Below are 16,308 nucleotides of genomic sequence, written 5' to 3' on the forward strand. Positions count from 1 at the left end.
GCCTCTGCTTACAGCTTTCCGAAGACCTTGAACACGCCAATGATTGCTGGGCCGATAGCCACCAGGAAAAAGCTCGGCCACAGGCAGAAAATCAGTGGGAACATCAGTTTTGTGCCGATCTTAGCCGCTTTCTCTTCCGCCAACTGGGTGCGCCGGTCGCGAAACTCTTCAGCGTAGATACGCAAGGTGGCCCCGACACTGGTACCAAAGCGGATGCTCTGCGCGAGCAAGCTGACCAGCCCGCGAATGTCTTCCAGGCCGGTACGTTCGGCCAGGCGCTTGAGCGCTTCGGTACTGGGGATCCCCGCGCGGATCTCGGAATTGACCAGCGCCAGCTCCACGGCCAGATCGGGTTGGCTGACCGCCATTTCCTCGGATACCCGCTCGATCGCCTGGGGCAAGGCCAGGCCCGACTCGACACACACCACCATCAGGTCCAGGGCATCCGGGAAGGCGACGAGCAATCGGGTCATCCGTGCCTGTTTGCGCGCGTTGACGTAAATGGACGGCAACAGCCACGCCACACCCAGCGCCGTGATCAGCACGACGATGCCCACGGTCAGCGACAGTTTTGGAATCAGCGGCAATGCCAGCACCGTAAGGCCCACCATGGCCAATGGCAACAACAGGCGAATCGCCCAGTACATCTGCACCGCTGCGTGCGAACGATAGCCGGCATGGGTCAGCAGCGTTCGGGTTGCCGAGGGCTGGCCCTCCTCTACCGAAGAAAAGCGCTGGCCGACTTGCTCCAGCAACAGCTGCAGGTTGCTGGGCGCGCTTTGCCCGTAGCTCTCCCCGCCATGACCGCGTTTAATCAGCAAAAGACGGCGCTGTACCGGGTCTTGCAACCCCTGCACCAGCAACACCAGCGTTGCCACCGCGAGCACTACGCTCAAACCGATGGCCCCCGCGAACAACAGGCGCGCCAGTTGCTCGTCGCCCACCGCACTGTTGATCAGACTCAGCAGATAGTTCATGACCCCCTCCTCGACACCTGGCGATGTTCAAACCTGGATGCGGATGATTTTGCGGATCCAGAAAATCCCGATCAGCATCGCCACAAATGCCCCGATCACCATTTTCTGGCCCAGGGGTTCGTTGAGCAGCATGGGCAGGTACGTCGGGCTGGACAGTACAATCGCCGCAGACAATACAAAAGGCACGGAGACCAGTATCCAACCCGACATGCGCCCTTCGGCCGACAATGTCTTGATCTTGCGTTGAAAACGAAAGCGCCCACGAATCAGGCTGCTCAACCGTTCCAGTACTTCCGTCAGGTTGCCGCCGGTTTCGCGGTGGATCAGCACCGTGGTCACCAGCATCATCACGGTCATGCTCGGCATGCGTTCGAGCAGGCCGAGCATGGCCCGACGCACATCGTTGCCGTAGTTGATATCGGCGAAGGTCAGGCCGAACTCATGGGCGACCGGCCCCTTGTGCTCCTCGGCCACCAACTGCAGGGTTTCGTTGAACGGATGACCGGCACGCAACGCCCGGCACATCGCGTCCAGTGCATCGGGCAGGCCTTCCTCGAACTGGGCGAAGCGCTTGCCACGGTCGCGGGATATCTTCAGCACCGGCAGCCAGAACGCCAGCATGGCCGCAGGGACAGCCAGCCACCAGAGTTGGCTGAACAGCCAAGCCAAGATCCCGCTTGCCAGCGCCAGGACCAACCCAAGCAACAGTACCCGGTAGGCGCGATAGTCATGCCCGGCTTGCTCGATCATCTGTGCCAGCGACTCCATCGCCGGCAACTGCTCCAGACGGGCTTCCAACGGTGACAAGCGGCGCAGGTATTTCTGGCGCAGCACCGACTGCATGTTCACCTGGTTGTTGGCGGTTTCCAGCAGGTTCAGGCGGCTGCGGATACGCTTGCGTACCTTGCTGGCCTCACCAAACACCGGAACCGCCAGGCCCTGACTGAGCAGGAACATGGCGGTGAACACCATGCCGAGGAACGCCAGAATAAATTCACTGGGAATTTGGCTCATGTTTATCCCTCCATCCAGTCAGGCCGAAACAGGCTCAGCGGCAGTTCGATACCGCGCCTGGCGAGCACATCGCGAAACGCCGGCACCATGCCGGTGGGGCGAAATTCACCGAGGACTTCACCGTGCTCACCAATACCGTTGCGCACGAAGGCGAAAATCTCGGTCATGGTGATGATTTCTCCCTCCATGCCGTTGATCTCCTGGACGCTGACCAGGCGCCGTGTGCCATCCTCCTGACGCTCCAGCTGGATGACGACGCTGAGGGCCGAAGCTATCTGCTGACGCATGGCCTTGATCGGAAAGGTCGCACCGGTCATCGAGACCATGTTCTCGATCCGGCCCAGGGCGTCGCGCGCGGTGTTGGCATGAATGGTGGTGAGCGAACCGTCGTGTCCGGTGTTCATCGCCGTCAACATATCCAGCGCTTCGGCGCCACGCACCTCGCCGATCACGATGCGGTCAGGGCGCATACGCAGGCTGTTACGCACCAGTTCGCGCTGGCTCACCTCGCCCCTGCCCTCGATATTCGCGGGACGGGTTTCAAGGCGTACCACATGGGGCTGTTGCAATTGCAACTCGGCCGAGTCTTCGATGGTAACGATCCGCTCGTTGTGCGGGATGAAGCTGGACAGCACGTTGAGCATGGTGGTCTTGCCACTGCCGGTACCGCCCGAGATCAGCACATTCATGCGGCCACGAACGATTGCCTTGAGCATCAGGGCAATGGAGGGCGTCAGAGTGCCCATTTTCACCAGGCTCTCAGTGTTGAGCAGGTCCACGGCAAAGCGCCGGATCGACATGCTCGGCCCGTCGATGGCCAGGGGCGGGATAATGGCGTTGACCCGGGAACCGTCCTTCAGCCGGGCGTCCACCAGCGGTGACGACTCATCAATGCGCCGGCCCAGGCTGGAGACGATACGGTCGATGATGTTCAGCAGGTGGTGATTGTCGCGAAAATGCACATCGGTTCTCTGCAACTTGCCAAACCGCTCGACATACACCGAGTCAAACCCGTTGACCAGGATGTCGGACACGCTGTGGTCGGCCAACAGCGGTTCCAGGGGGCCAAGGCCAAGCACTTCGTCGGTGATCTGCTTGATGATCATTTGACGGCTGCTGGCACTGACCGGCGCCGAGTGCTCGTCGAGCAGGCGCTGACAGATCTCGCGGATCTGCCGCGTCGCTTCAGCAGGCTCCAGGGAATCGAGCAATGACAGGTCCATGACCTTGAGCAGTAATTGGTAGATCTTCTCCCGCCACTCGGTCTCCACCTGATTGAGCTTGGTCCGGGTTTCGTAGAGCACGTCCGGTATGGCGGCCTCCCAGGCCATGAGCACACTGGCGCAGTTTTCACTGCCGGTCTGTACATCCTGAGCGTCTGCCGGAGCATTTTTGCCGGCATGCTGACGCAGGCGATTACGAAAGTCGCTGAGCATGGCTTACCCTCCGAACAAACGGCTAAAGGTACGTTTAAACAGCCCCCGCTCGCTGGCCACCACCCCGATCAGGTTCTGGTTCAGCTCACGCAAGGCTAAAGTCACGGCTGCACGCGGCGCATGGACCTCCAGCGGTACACCGCTGTTCTGGCTTTCACTGACCACCGAATAGTCGTTGGGGAGCTTCTGCACGTCGGTGCAGCGCAGGGCCTCGGTAATGTCCTTGAGGCTGACCGGCGAGGTTTTGTTGTAGCGATTGACCACCACCTGCAAGCGATTGCCCTGCACACCCAAGTCGTCGCGCAGGATGCGTGTCAGGCGCGTGCCGTCTTTCAGGTGGCTGAGACTCTGTTGCATCACGATGTAGATCCGGTCCGCCTGCTCCAGCGTGACGCCTGTGAGGTGGTCGATTTGCCGCGGCAAATCCACCACCACCCAGTCATAGGTACTGCGCGCCAGCCGCAACAGGCTTTCCAGTTGCTCCAGGCGCACATCCTGCGACAGGCACAGTTCACCCGTACGGCCACTGAGGACATGCAGGGTCGGGCTGAAGTGGCTGCAGAAACCGCGCAAGGCGATGCTGTCCAGCTCGTCGACCTGTTTCAACACTTCCATGTGGCTGTGTGTCGGCAGTACATCCAGGCAGTGGGCCACCGTGCCGAACTGCAGGTCCAGGTCCAGCAGCAGGGTTCTGCCACCGCGGATGCTCAGCTGATGAGCCAGATTACAAGCCAGCATGGTGGCGCCCGATCCGCCCTTGGCATTCATCACCGCCACCAGCTTGCCGCCTGTGCCCTGTTCGGCATGGACCTCCAGCAACATGCGGTTGATTGCCGCCTGCAGGTCGTCAGCCGCCACTGGCTCGGGCAAGAAATCCCGGGCGCCGGCCTGCATCGCCATGCGCATGCCTTCACGTTCATCCAGCGGGCCGCAGACCAACAGTGGCGGTCGCTCTTTGAGCGGATGCTGCAGCAGGGCCGCCAGCTCCTCACGCCACAAGTGGCTGACCCGCAACAGCAACAGATCAGGCATCTGTTCCAGCCCATACAGCGGGTCGGTGTGACCGTTGCTGACCAGGCGCGTGTTGACGTTCAGGTTGGGCAGGCACTGGCTCAACGTTTTCAGATGGTTCAACGCAGTCACGTCACGTCCACTGATCAATAGGCGCATGCCTGTTTTTTCAGTCACGCTGGCGACGGGAGCTTCTTTGGTATTTAGCATGGCGTAATCTCCGGGGTGACTCCCGCCTCGGGTTGCCGACCAAGGCTTTCACGCGGCACGGTCGACCTGTACACCGGCAGGGTGAACCCCCCACCGAACCCGGGGATCAACAGCTTGAAGGTGAAGTTGCTCAGCTGTAACTGGATGTAGCGAATGGCTCGAAAGCCGCTGGCGCCGCTGAGATCGCCGGGGCTGGCGACCACCGCACCGTCCTCGTCCAGGTAGACCAGGTTCAGGTTGGCCGTGGCCAGGTTGCCGATCAGACTGCTCGTGCCACTGTTACCGGCCGCATTGAAAATGGCCCGACGCAAAATGACCGGATCGTGGATATCGCACACCGCCGCCAGGCGGGCACCGCGGCGTACGCTTTCATTCAGCGCGTTGACGGTGAAGTACAGCCGACCCATTTCCAGTACGCCGAACAGCAAGGTGAAAAACACCAGGCTGGTAATCGCGAACTCAACGACATACACACCGCGCATACGCTTGAGATTCATCATAAGGCCCTCATCACCACGGTAGAGGTCAACGTCAGGCCAAGCGGTTCGCTCTGGCCATAGAACGCAGGGATTGCGCTACCGATCACCGGCAAGAAGGTGTAGTTGATACTGACCTGGATGTGATCAGTGCCCACCGCCGTCACCGAGACATTTCCGGTGGTCAGCCCCGGTACCACCGCCGGGTAGCCGTTGGGGTTGGCCGGCACGCCGTACACCGCGACGCTCCGGGCCTGGGCGCGAAGCGCGTCGCTCACTTCGACCTTGCCCAAGGTTGCATTCCAGGCCTGGCCGGCGACAAAACGTCCGGCATCACGACTGGCTTGCATCAGGCTGTTGTACTGGAACAACATGCGCCCGAACTCACCGAAGGCGAACAGCATCAGCAACAGCAGCGGCAGCGTAATCACCATTTCCACCATCGCCAGCCCACGCTGGGCCTTCGGCGGCTTGCGTCCACGGTGTCCCATAAGGCCTCCTAAGAGTCGGTACTCGGTGTCTGGCTGTTATCGATATAGGTTTTGTACAACTGAATGATCTGCGGGCCGGCGTCGTTGACAGGATTGGGGCCGGGCACATTGTCGCCCTCGCACTGTTTGACGAACTGGCCGAATATCTGCGCCGAGTTGCCCTGTTGATTGGCCGGTTGCATCACGTAATAGCAGCCGAAACTCAACACCGGAATCGACGACGCCCCGTCGTTCTTGCCAGAGCAATTACCGATCACCACTTTCAGAATCCGCCGCTCGAACGCGCCGTTGCCGAGGCAGCCGCCGCCTGTGCCGGCAACACAAGCGGCAGAGGCCCGTACCCAGTCGTTGTAGTCGTACAGGGCCTCACCACTGGCCGTGACCAGGTTGCCATTGGTGGAGGTGATGGTCTGATTGTTGTACTGGATCTGTTCCGGTGTACCGGTGTACGTCAACGACTTGTCGTTGGCCGTAATCACCAGGTCCGGCGGATAGTCCGCAGCGCTGAGGCCACCTGAATATTGGTTGAAGCGCGTATTCAGGCCTTGCGAGGCAGGCCCGACGGTGTTGCCCGGTTTGGTCAGGACGTTGTCGCCGACGCTATTGCACTGATTGATGCCGCCCGCCAGGCCTTGCCTCACGGTGTTGCCACCCGAGCCGAAGTCGAGCAGCTGAAAATTGCCGGGGCCGATTGCCGAGCTGTTGTTCGCCGCCGTTTTCAACACTTGCAAATCACCGTACTTGAACCCCCAGAACATCCCGGCAGCGGGGTCGTTCTTGCTCGGGTCGCCACACACCATCAGCGGCGTGATATTACAAGGGCTGGCAGGGCTGGGGCCGGCGGTGGCCACCGCGGCCACGGCCTTGTTCGGGGCAACGCCGTCGCCGATTGCCTTCAGCATGCCCCAGAAAAAACCGCTCAGCGGGTAACTGGCGACCGATACCCGTACATAGCTCGCATTGGCCGGGCCCGGAAAGGAAAAAGGCCCATAGACACTGGCAGACAGCTCCACCGTGGCGAAGCCGGAAGCATTATTACCAACCGCGTTGGCCAGTTCCTTGTTGCCACTGGCATTGGCATTAAGTGTCAGTGTGTCCAGGGCAGCGGCTTGCGTGAGGCTGGCGGCGCCGGTCGCACCGTGCACCTCGCTGAGCGTCTTGGCCCCGCTCAGGGCTGCGGCATCGACAGCATTTTGCAGCCGGGCCTTGTTTACCAGCATATGGCCGCCGTCCAGCGCCAGAGCCCCCATCAACAAGATGGCGGCCATGGCGATCACCGCCAGCACAATAATCGTTCCGCGCTGTTGCCCTGGAAACGCACGGAGTGGTTGGTGGATACGTGCTCTCATCATCAAGCCCTCCAGAGTTCTGCCGACCTTGATCTGCAGGGTGCCGTCGCCCACCACCGCCAAGCGACGACGCTACCTGGCGGGCGATGCCTTCAACGGTTGCGCCTGTCAGCTACAGGGTGTTCACACGTTTGACTTCGATACCGCGGATCAGCGTGATGCCACTTACGCCAGGTTCGCTCTTGCGCTGGACGATCTGCTTGACCGGTGGCACTGGCGCAACCTGGGCCAGTTCCACTGGCTTGGCGACCGCGGGCAGTTTGTTGTTGTCCAGTGGATTGCGCAGGGCCAGTTGCAGCTTCCCGTCCGTCATGCCCTTGACCAGCAGTTCTGCCTGATCGGGGGTCATTTCCAGGGTGACTGCACGTACCACCACCGGCTGGGTCTTGTCGGTACTGGCGGTCTGGTCCACGGCCAGTACCCGCAAGTCCTCCAGAATGGTGCGGGACTCGGCGTTGCCGGTGTTACCTGTCTGCTTGGTCGCCAGGACATCGACCCGATTACCCGGCAAGAGGAACCCACCCACCCCCACCACATCATCCACGCGTACCGAAATCGCACGCTTGGTGGGTTCGATCAGCGAGGCCAGCGTGCTCCCGCCCAGGTGCGCGGCCAGACGCGCACCGCGCACGATATCGCCGTTCAACATGGAGAACGTGGCGATTTTGCCGACGACCTTGTCGATGGCGTCAAAGGCATCGTCGGGTACCGTGTCCTTGGGCATGCGCACCAGTGTCACCTGCTGCGCCTCGACCATTTGCCCGAAAGCGATTTCCACGGTGGCCACCACCACGTTCTGCTGATTATCGTCGGGGCTGGCGTTGAGTCGGGCACTGAGCCAGGTGTTGGCCATCCACGCGGCGCCCAACCCCAGGATCACGGACAAGGCAATCAAGATGAAAGTACGAGAACTCATGGCGGTGTCTCCTTATCTATCCAAGGAAGTCGAGCTGTACGAAATAGTTGTGCCATGCCCACTCCAGTTCCTGCGCCGATAACGGCCCGCTGCCGCCCAGGTAACGCTGGCGGTCGATGGCCATGTTCAACAGGTCACGTGGGTGGCAAGGCACCAGCGGCATGTTTTCAACGCCGTAGAGCTCCTGCAGCACGTAATGCAGTAGCTGCGGATCGTAAGAAACACCCAGTCGCTCACTCTCCTGGCGCCAGATGCGTTCGTATTCTTCGGGTTTCAGGTAACCGAACTGCAGCTTGTAGCCAATGCGCCGTAAAAACGCTTCGTCGGCCAGCTCCAGCGGATTGAGGTTGGTGGAAAACACCAGGATCAGGTCGAATGGCAGTTCACAGTGCCGCCCACCGCCGAGGTTGAGGAAGTCGCGTTTCTCCTCCATCGGCACGATCCAGCGGTTGAACAGCTCGGCCGGCGACATGCGTTGACGCCCCATGTCATCGATGACAAACAGGCCATTGCTGGCTTTGAGCTGCAAGGGTGCCTGGTACTGACGCGTGGAAGGGTCGTAGCGCACATCCAGCTGGTCCATGCTCAACTCGCCGCCGGTAATGATGACCGGGCGTTCACAGCGCAGTAGCCGGCGATCGACCCCTTCATCGAGCAGCAGATTGTTCTGCAGTTCATCGTCGCCACCCAGGCGCCGGTGTACCTGCGGATCGTAAATCTCGATCACCGAATCGTTGATCGCAATGGCATGTGGTACCCAGATGGCTTCATCAAACAGGCGAATCAGGCGGCTGCTGACATAGGTTTTGCCAGTGCCCGCCGGCCCGTAAATCATGATTGCGCGGCCAGAATTGAGCGCCACCCCCAGTTGGTCGAGCATGCTTTGTGCCAGGACCACCCCGCCAAAGGCCTGTTGCATGTCTTGGGCGTTGATACGACCGTGGTGAATGGTCTGCATTTTCAGCAGCGTGCGATAGTTACTCACCGGAAAGGGTGCCGCACCGATGTACCCGCTGCGCGCCAATGCATCACGGGCGGCGCTGCGACCGCGTTCAGTCAGCCCGTAGCGCAAGGCTTGACCACCGGCTTGCCCGAGAATTTCGACCCGACCGTCCTTGCGCAGGAAGGTCAGTATTTCTTCAAGTACCGCGCCTGTCAGTGCCAGGCGTTCCACCAGCCGCGACATGTCCAGCACGCCGGCATCGTGCAGATGCTTGCAGACCAGATCACCGAGCAAGTTGTCCGCCAGCCCGGTTTCACGGATGGTGCGTGGCTGTGGCGCCAACCGCTGCACGACTTGTTCGCGCTCATCGTGAGTGACGCTGCTGTTGCTGATGGCGTACATAGTGTTCTCCTGACCTACTGGCCGAAGGGCAGCCAGAAGACACTGGTCAAAGTGCCGAGCAGGACTGCGACTGAATAGGGAAAGGGCTTGCCTGCCACTTCATCAACCGCTGGCGAGAAATAGGCCCTGGCTCTCAACATCAGCCAGTAGCGCCCCATGGTCTGCTGTACTTGACCACGCACGAGGACAATCAATATTCCGCATAGACCGCCGGCTATCAGGCTGAACAGCGCGGCCCAAAGGGCGTCAAGCGGAGTAAGAAAGGCGCCGACCATGGCCATTAATTTGACGTCACCGGCCGCCATCCCCCCAAAGGCATACATCGGGAGAAAAACGGCAAAACCGATCAGCATGCCCAGCGCCCCATAACCGAACCCGATGACACCCAAGGTGTAAACCTGGCCGGCCAAACCCAGACCCAAGCCCAGCAAGACCAAGAGGTTGGGGATGCGGTGATGGCGAAGATCGCTCAGCACCGCTATACCCAGCAGCCCCAGCAACGATGCAATTGCGACTGATTGCTCCATGCTCATGACTGCAACCCTCTGTGGACGGTGGGGTGTTAGCAAGTTTTGCCTGTGACTGCGCAGCCCAGGCTGGTAATGGCAGTTTTTACGTTAGTTCCCAGCGTGGTGAATGCGGTGACCGCGCCCAGGGTGATCAACCCACCCGCCACCGCATATTCCACAATGGTCAGGCCATCTTCGTCTTTGAGGAACTTCACTACCGACGTCTTGATCGATTGCAGATTCATTTTGCTCACCTCATTCAGTTTGTTTTTTTAGAGCAGCACTTTTCGTACTGCCTGGGTGAACATTAGTCAGTAGTACAACCCAGGGGTTAGGAGTTTTTTGCTCAACGCTAGGAGTTTTTTGCGAGTTTTTTGCGGTATTAACCGCGTAAGAAAAAACACTAAGCACACCGTCTGAAACCCTAACGCAAGCGATCAATAGGAAATAACTTACATAACGCTGTAACCTAATCGCAGGCGAAACTCGGTCGCTTCCCGCTACCCTGCAAAGACCCGAAACAGTGCCAATACGCCGAGAAACAAATCTCGCCAATACGGTCTAAGCCAGCGTTTTCTTATCAGGATTTGATCTGCTCGCAGGCAACACAACGACGATACTGGTCAACGAGGAAGAAATATCAGGAGCGGGGCCAGGACAGTGAAGTCTGACGCGCCAAGAGACTGGATTGTTGGGGGGGCTCGGCACGCAGGCCTTTAGCCTGCAGCGCCGCGGCTGAGAAGACTCCACCTTGTCCGAACGGGATCATGGTTAACCAACCAGGCAGAGTCCATATGATGCGTTTTTATCCTCGCGACACGTCCCTCAGCCTGTGGCCAGGTGTTCGTCGCCGCCACGGCCCAGAGGCTAGCAAGCTGCTTGCGCTCCGGGCGGGGCCGACGATGCGTGTTGTGGCACTAGCAAGGGGTGCCTTTGACTGCACAACCCAAACTGGTAATGGCGGTACTCACGTTACCCCCCAGTGTCACGAAAGCGGCCACGGCACCCAGTGTAATCAAACCACCCGCTACCGCGTATTCCACAATAGTCAGGCCTTCTTCGTCCTTGATGAATTTCAGCACCGACGTTTTGATCGATTGCAGATTCATTTTATTCACCTCATCTAAGTTCTATTGGCCGAGGCGGAGACTTAGTGTGCCGCCTGTTTGAATCCTAGTCAGGAGACATAACGAGGGGTTAGGAGTTTTTTATTGAACACTAGGATTATTTTGCAGCGCTGACTGCCCGGCGAGGTTGAGAAAACAGAAGCAAGGAAGGAATGAGAAGATGAAACCTGAATCGGCCAACCCGCCATTTCTGCTGTGGTTCGATCGCACCCGGGATCGATCGGCCGAGGCGTTGGTCGCGCATTTTCGCCCGACCTGTGAATGCCGTATCGCCAAGAACGCCTCGTTGTCCGAGCTTGCGGCGGAGCGCCAGCCAGACATGGTCTGCATTCACTATGACCGCCCCGACATGCCTGGCCTCAACCTGCTGCTGGAGATCAAGCACAAGTCCCCCTCGATACCGATCGCCATGTTCACCGTACAGCACTCCGAGGAGCTTGCCGTATGGGCCATGCGCTCGCGTGTCTGGGAGTACATCGTGCTGCCCCTGTGCAATAGCGAAAAAAGCCGCTTTCTGCACGCACTGCAGCAACTCTGCGAACTGCGCCGCAGCACTCACATTCATGCCAAGAAGCCACTGATCGAACATGGCCCGTCGCTGCCGGACAGCATCCGGCTGACCGCAGAACACCACAAGCACCAGGCGCTCAGTAACGTATTGCTCTACATCGACCAGCACTTACGCGACAGCATCGACCAGAAAGAACTGGCCAAGCGCTGCGGCATGACCACCTTTCGCTTCAGCCGCCTGTTCAAGGAAGTCAATGGCGTGGGGTTCATGGAGTACATCCTGAGCAAACGGATGGACTTTGCCAGGGAGCTGCTCGACAACAGCCAGATGCCCATCACCAGCATCGGTTACGAAGTCGGGTTCAAGGACCCTTCCTATTTTGCCCGTGCTTTCAAGCAATTCGTCGGGTGTACACCCAGCGAGTATCGGCAGCTCCCTCGAGCTGAAAGCTCCGGAGCAGAATCGACTTCAACGGAAGCACTCTCGGAGGTCGTCGAAAGCCTGCGACTGGGTGCCAACCGCTGACGGATGGCTACGTGCCATTAGCCCATTTGTGCTAATCGACCCCCCTCCTCCCTGGCGCTATATTCCTCGGCAACCCCAGTGTTCCCCAACGCCGCGATGATGCAGCGTGAGGGATCGTTGTGCCCGTAAAACAGAACAACACCAAGGAAGATGCACCATGAAACCAGCATTCACCAAGATCACCCTGCTCAGCGCCCTGCTGGTCGCCCTTGCCGGTTGCCAGACCATGAAACCCAACGAAGACCGTCTCAAGTCCACTGCGCAGACCACCATCGGCGAGCCGGTGACCAGGATTTCCAACGTGCGCAGCGACCATAGCTCCACCTATTACATCGCCAGCACCGCTTCGGGTGACTACAACTGCGAGCTGCCAAGCGGCGTCATGATCGGGATCGCCTCCATGGGTATGGGCATGAGCGCGCATTGCTACAACAAGAACAGTGGCCGGCCGCAGAATCCGCTGCAGCGCTACTGATCCTGAACTAAACCGACACTGTCGAGGCCTCACGCAATGCCCGCAGGGTGGCGCGTAACTCCGCCGGGCGCACCGGCTTGGACAGAATGGCGATCTGGCGGTCGTGCAGGGCCGCCTGGATCTTCTCCACTTCGTGCCCGGTGAGAATCAGCGCCGGCACGGCCCTGCCCCGTTGCGCACGCAAGCGGTCGATGCACTCGATACCGGTGGCGTGGTTGCCCAGGTCATAGTCGGCGACGATGATGTCGCAGTCGCTGGCCAGGTCCTTGCCGCTCAGTTCGGCCTGCACTTCACAGCCCCAGCGCTCAAGCAAGGCCTTGGTGGCCAGCAGCACGTTGCGATCGTCCTCCACCAGGCACACTTTCAGACCGGTCAACAAGCCGACCTGGCTCGGCTCTTCACGGTAGATCTGCTGCTTGGGTGGCTCAATCTTGCGCAGTCCCTGCAGGCTCACGGCCGTACCATGGCCGACCCGCGAACGTATCGCCACTTCCATGCCCATCATCCGCCCCAGGCGCCTGACAATCGACAGGCCCAGGCCCACGCCTTCGACGTCTTTGTCGCGCAACTGACGCACGCGGTAGAACTCTTCGAAAACCTTCGGCAATTCGTCGGCTTCAATGCCGCGGCCCTGGTCATGAATGACAATGGCCAGCCCTTCCCCACGCTTGCGCACGCCGATCAGTACCGGCCGCTGCGGCGCGTACTTGAAGCAATTGGACAGCACGTTCTGGACCATGGTGGCCAGCAGCGCCGGGTCTACCTGTACCCAGTGTTCGCCAGCGCGCAGGCGCAGTTCAACCCCGGCCCAGCGGGCCGCTTCGGCGTTCTGGCGCAGCAGGTCGTGAAGAAACTCGCCCAGCTGTATGCGCTGCAAGCGTGGCTGCAGGCGGCCGCTGTCGAGGGTGTAGAGGTCGAGAATCGAGCGAAACAGTTGCGACACGTTGTGCAGCGAGCGGTCGATGTTGTCGACCAGGCGCCGCTCCTCTTCGCCCAGGCGTGCTTCGCGCAGGCAGGCGGTAAACAGCCCGATGGAGTGAATGGGCTGGCGCAGGTCGTGACTGGCCTGGGCCAGAAAGCGCGATTTTTCCAGGTTGGCCGCGGTAGCCTCTTCGGAGGCCTTGCGCGTGCGTTCGAGCAACAGGTGCGCGTACATGGGGATGACCGTGCTGGTGATCATCAACATCAGCACCATGAACGGCTGCGCCTGCCAGTAGGGTGTCAGCCGATAGACGCACAGCAGCGCCAACAATGCCAGTGCGGTGGCGATCGCCAGGTAGCGCGAGCCGTAGCGCATGCCGTTGCCCAGGTTGACCCAGACCATCACCGCGTACAGCGGCAGCGCCGCCTCGCCGCCCACCACCAGGCCGAAACAGGTGCCGGTGTAGTCCTGGACCATGCTGAAGATGCGCCGCGCCGGATACACGCCCGGCCAGCGCACGATGACCTGGCGCAGGACGATCGACAGCAGCAGGAACAGGACGATGTAGATCATGATCGGCAGGTAAGCGTTGACCTGCTGCCCGGGCAGAAAACCCAACACGCTGATATAGACCATGGCAAGGCCGGCAACAATGATCCGCAGGTTGGCCTGGTCGAGCTCGGTGTTTTTCTCGAACTTCATCGGGAACATCCTTGTGCGACAGTCGTCATATCCAGTACGTACACCGGGCAGCGTCCGTGCCCGGTGGTAAAGTAGCACGCCTGTAAGGAACGCCAGGCCCAGGGAGGCACTCGACATGGCATGCCGGATCATCATAGCTGACGACCACCCGCTGTTTCGCGAAGCGATGGTGCGTACTGTCCAGCGCCTGTTGCCCGACGCCGATCTCGAAGAGGCTGGCGACATGGACAGCGTACTGGGCCTGATCGCCACCGGCGAAGCACCAGACACCCTGATCCTCGACCTGCGCTTCCCCGGGCTTACCTGCATCAGCCAGTTGGTCGAGCTGCGCCAGCAGCTGCGGCGCACCACCTTGATCGTGGTGTCGATGGTCGATGACGAAGAGTTGATCGGTGAGGTGATGGCCGCCGGCATCGACGGCTTTATCGGCAAGAACATCGCCCCCGACCAGATCGGTGAAGCCATCCTGGCCATTCGCGAAGGCGAAGTGCTGGTACGTTTTGCCCCGTCCGGGCTGCTGCCGCTCGATACCAGTGCCGTCGCCGCCGCCCTGACCGCGCGCCAGCAAGAGGTGTTGCGCCTGATCGCCCAGGGCAAGACCAACAAGGAAATCGCCCGCGAGCTGGATATCTCGCCGTTTACCGTGCGTATTCATGTGTCGTCGTTGCTGCGCACCCTCAACGTGCCGTCGCGGGCGGCGGCAGCGGTGAAGTATTCGGTCACCCCATAGGGGCCGGCTCGCCCCGCGATGAGGCCGGTACTGCAGCATGGCTCAACGCGGGGCAAATCCGCTCCTGCACAGTCGTATGCGAAATCATCCAGCCATCAACGCACCCAGCGCGACTCGCTGCTCTGCAATGCCGCGGCAATGGTGTCGAGGCGGTTGTCCGGCAGGGTCTCGGGCAGCAGATCGGTCCCGGCGCTGACGAACAGCTGCGCGTGGGCATTGCGCAGTTCGGCATAGGCCAGGTCGCGCTTGAGCTGGGTCTGCAGGTTGTTGAGCTCGCCCTGGATCAGTTCCAGCTCACCGATATTCTGCGTCTGATAGCGGTTGCGCAGTTGCTCGGCAATCTGCCCGTCCAGGCTTGCCAGCTCTTCGCTGGTACGGAACTGCCGGGTCGCCTCGTTGAAGTTGGCATTGGCCACATACAGTTGCGCCAGCACCGCCATCGACATTGCCTGGCGGCGGGCTGCCGCTACATCCTCACCGGCCTTGGCAACCTTGATCGCAGCCGGTGCCGAGAGCACGTTGAACAGGTTCCAGGTGACCTTGACGCCGTAGTCCGCCCAGCTCTGATTGACCAGGAAGGAGTTGCTGTCGTAATGCCCGCCGGCGGAAAACTCCAGCCCCGGCAGCAAGCGCAGCATGGCCTTGCGGGTTTCTGCCGCGCTGATGCGTGCCTGGTAATCCTGCTCGCGCAGTTCCGGCCGGCTGGCCAGGGCCTGCTGCTCAAGTTTGGCGAAATCGCCTGTGAACTGCGGCAGCGCATAGCCGTCCTGCGGCGCCAGGCTGAAATCGGCGTTCAACGGCAGGTTGATCAAGGCCGCCAGTTCGGTCTTGGCCAGCGACAAGGCGCGGCGCTGCTCTTCCAGCTGGCGCGTCGCTTCGATCAGCGCACGCTGATAGCTGAGCACCTGCACCGGATCGCCCAGGCGCTGCTCGCTCATGTGCTGGCTGTTGTTGCGCGCCTCGGCGATGCGGCCCATGAGGCTGTCGATCTGCGACAGCAGACGCTGCGCCGCTACCGCGCGCCAGTAGGCCGAGCGTACATCCTGGGTGATGGTATGGATGACCTTGCGCCGACGCTCCTGAAGGATCAGGCGCTGGTCGGCCTGCTGCTTGGCGCTGACATAACTGACGCCGAAGTCGAGGACGTTCCAGACCATGGTCAGGTCGGCCACCTCACGATCGCGGTCCTGGGAGGTCGAGGGTTCCAGGGACTGGGTGCCGGTTCGCACACTCTGGCTGCTGGACGCACTGACATTGTTACGCCCGGCATAACCGGCTTCCAGTGCCATGCGCGGCAGCATATCGAAGCTCGCCAGGTCGACCTGGCGCTTGGCCAGCGCTTCTTCCATGACTTTCAGTCGCGCCTCAAGGTTGTATTTCACTGCCCGGGCCATCGCCTGATGCAAGGTCAACGGCCCCCGCAGCGGTTCCTGGTCCTTGAACATGGCGCTGAGATCGGTGCGTGCCCGGTCCTCACTGACCTGTCGGTCGATGGGCTGGCTGGTGACTGCACAGCCGCTGATAGCTAATGCCAAGACGCTGACCCCGAGCAACTTGTGGTTTTTTTTCATCCTTGGGCCGC

At 60.5% G+C, this 16,308-nt stretch carries 17 protein-coding genes; 3 read left to right on the forward strand and 14 right to left on the reverse strand.

Annotated elements, in window-relative coordinates:
• Nucleotides 1–8: 8 nt before the first annotated feature.
• The 12 genes from ABM562_RS16215 to ABM562_RS16270 form a co-directional block, all read right to left on the reverse strand.
• Nucleotides 9–977: a type II secretion system F family protein gene (locus ABM562_RS16215; RefSeq protein ID WP_115086640.1), complete on the reverse strand. Its 969-nt coding sequence runs from the start codon at nt 975–977 to the stop codon at nt 9–11.
• Between the two features lie 27 nt (nt 978–1,004).
• A complete protein-coding gene (locus ABM562_RS16220) occupies nt 1,005–1,991 on the reverse strand; it encodes a type II secretion system F family protein (protein WP_115086641.1) in 987 nt (328 codons plus the stop codon).
• A 2-nt stretch (nt 1,992–1,993) separates the two neighbouring features.
• Complete coding sequence (locus ABM562_RS16225; protein ID WP_115086642.1) at nt 1,994–3,427, reverse strand: CpaF family protein; 1,434 nt, start codon at nt 3,425–3,427, stop codon at nt 1,994–1,996.
• A gap of 3 nt (nt 3,428–3,430) precedes the next feature.
• Nucleotides 3,431–4,648, reverse strand: a complete 1,218-nt coding sequence (locus ABM562_RS16230) for an AAA family ATPase (protein WP_115086643.1) — start codon at nt 4,646–4,648, stop codon at nt 3,431–3,433.
• Nucleotides 4,642–5,145: a TadE/TadG family type IV pilus assembly protein gene (locus ABM562_RS16235; RefSeq protein WP_258577806.1), complete on the reverse strand. Its 504-nt coding sequence runs from the start codon at nt 5,143–5,145 to the stop codon at nt 4,642–4,644. The genes ABM562_RS16230 and ABM562_RS16235 overlap by 7 nt, the downstream gene beginning before the upstream one ends.
• The gene (locus ABM562_RS16240; RefSeq protein ID WP_115086644.1) at nt 5,145–5,615 is read right to left on the reverse strand and encodes a TadE/TadG family type IV pilus assembly protein; all 471 of its coding nucleotides are present in this window, start codon (nt 5,613–5,615) and stop codon (nt 5,145–5,147) included. The genes ABM562_RS16235 and ABM562_RS16240 overlap by 1 nt, the downstream gene beginning before the upstream one ends.
• A gap of 8 nt (nt 5,616–5,623) precedes the next feature.
• On the reverse strand, nt 5,624–6,967 hold the full coding sequence (locus ABM562_RS16245; RefSeq protein ID WP_258579306.1) for a TadE/TadG family type IV pilus assembly protein: 1,344 nt from the start codon (nt 6,965–6,967) through the stop codon (nt 5,624–5,626).
• A 109-nt stretch (nt 6,968–7,076) separates the two neighbouring features.
• A complete protein-coding gene (cpaB, locus tag ABM562_RS16250; RefSeq protein ID WP_115086645.1) occupies nt 7,077–7,880 on the reverse strand; it encodes a Flp pilus assembly protein CpaB in 804 nt (267 codons plus the stop codon).
• A gap of 16 nt (nt 7,881–7,896) precedes the next feature.
• The gene (locus ABM562_RS16255) at nt 7,897–9,225 is read right to left on the reverse strand and encodes an AAA family ATPase (RefSeq protein ID WP_115086646.1); all 1,329 of its coding nucleotides are present in this window, start codon (nt 9,223–9,225) and stop codon (nt 7,897–7,899) included.
• A 14-nt stretch (nt 9,226–9,239) separates the two neighbouring features.
• Entirely contained in the window at nt 9,240–9,758 is a 519-nt protein-coding gene (locus ABM562_RS16260; protein ID WP_115086647.1) for an A24 family peptidase, read from the reverse strand.
• Between the two features lie 29 nt (nt 9,759–9,787).
• Nucleotides 9,788–9,979 carry a Flp family type IVb pilin gene (locus ABM562_RS16265; protein ID WP_038995325.1) on the reverse strand — a complete coding sequence of 64 codons (192 nt, stop codon included), beginning with the start codon at nt 9,977–9,979 and terminating at the stop codon, nt 9,788–9,790.
• A gap of 672 nt (nt 9,980–10,651) precedes the next feature.
• Nucleotides 10,652–10,843: a Flp family type IVb pilin gene (locus ABM562_RS16270; RefSeq protein WP_115086648.1), complete on the reverse strand. Its 192-nt coding sequence runs from the start codon at nt 10,841–10,843 to the stop codon at nt 10,652–10,654.
• A 178-nt stretch (nt 10,844–11,021) separates the two neighbouring features.
• Here ABM562_RS16270 and ABM562_RS16275 point away from each other — a divergent pair, with 178 nt between their 5' ends.
• Complete coding sequence (locus ABM562_RS16275; RefSeq protein WP_115086649.1) at nt 11,022–11,897, forward strand: response regulator transcription factor; 876 nt, start codon at nt 11,022–11,024, stop codon at nt 11,895–11,897.
• A 157-nt stretch (nt 11,898–12,054) separates the two neighbouring features.
• A complete protein-coding gene (locus tag ABM562_RS16280; RefSeq protein ID WP_115086650.1) occupies nt 12,055–12,372 on the forward strand; it encodes a hypothetical protein in 318 nt (105 codons plus the stop codon).
• A gap of 7 nt (nt 12,373–12,379) precedes the next feature.
• Here the strand turns inward: ABM562_RS16280 and ABM562_RS16285 are convergent, their stop codons facing one another.
• The gene (locus ABM562_RS16285) at nt 12,380–13,996 is read right to left on the reverse strand and encodes a hybrid sensor histidine kinase/response regulator (protein WP_115086651.1); all 1,617 of its coding nucleotides are present in this window, start codon (nt 13,994–13,996) and stop codon (nt 12,380–12,382) included.
• Nucleotides 13,997–14,111: 115 nt separating this feature from the next.
• Between ABM562_RS16285 and ABM562_RS16290 the strand changes: the two genes are divergently transcribed.
• Nucleotides 14,112–14,726: a LuxR C-terminal-related transcriptional regulator gene (locus tag ABM562_RS16290; protein ID WP_258577807.1), complete on the forward strand. Its 615-nt coding sequence runs from the start codon at nt 14,112–14,114 to the stop codon at nt 14,724–14,726.
• Nucleotides 14,727–14,821: 95 nt separating this feature from the next.
• On the opposite strand, the gene ABM562_RS16295 is transcribed toward ABM562_RS16290, so the two are convergent.
• Nucleotides 14,822–16,297, reverse strand: a complete 1,476-nt coding sequence (locus ABM562_RS16295) for a TolC family protein (protein WP_258577808.1) — start codon at nt 16,295–16,297, stop codon at nt 14,822–14,824.
• Nucleotides 16,298–16,308 lie beyond the last annotated feature (11 nt).

This window comes from Pseudomonas sp. ZL2 (genome assembly GCF_054788455.1).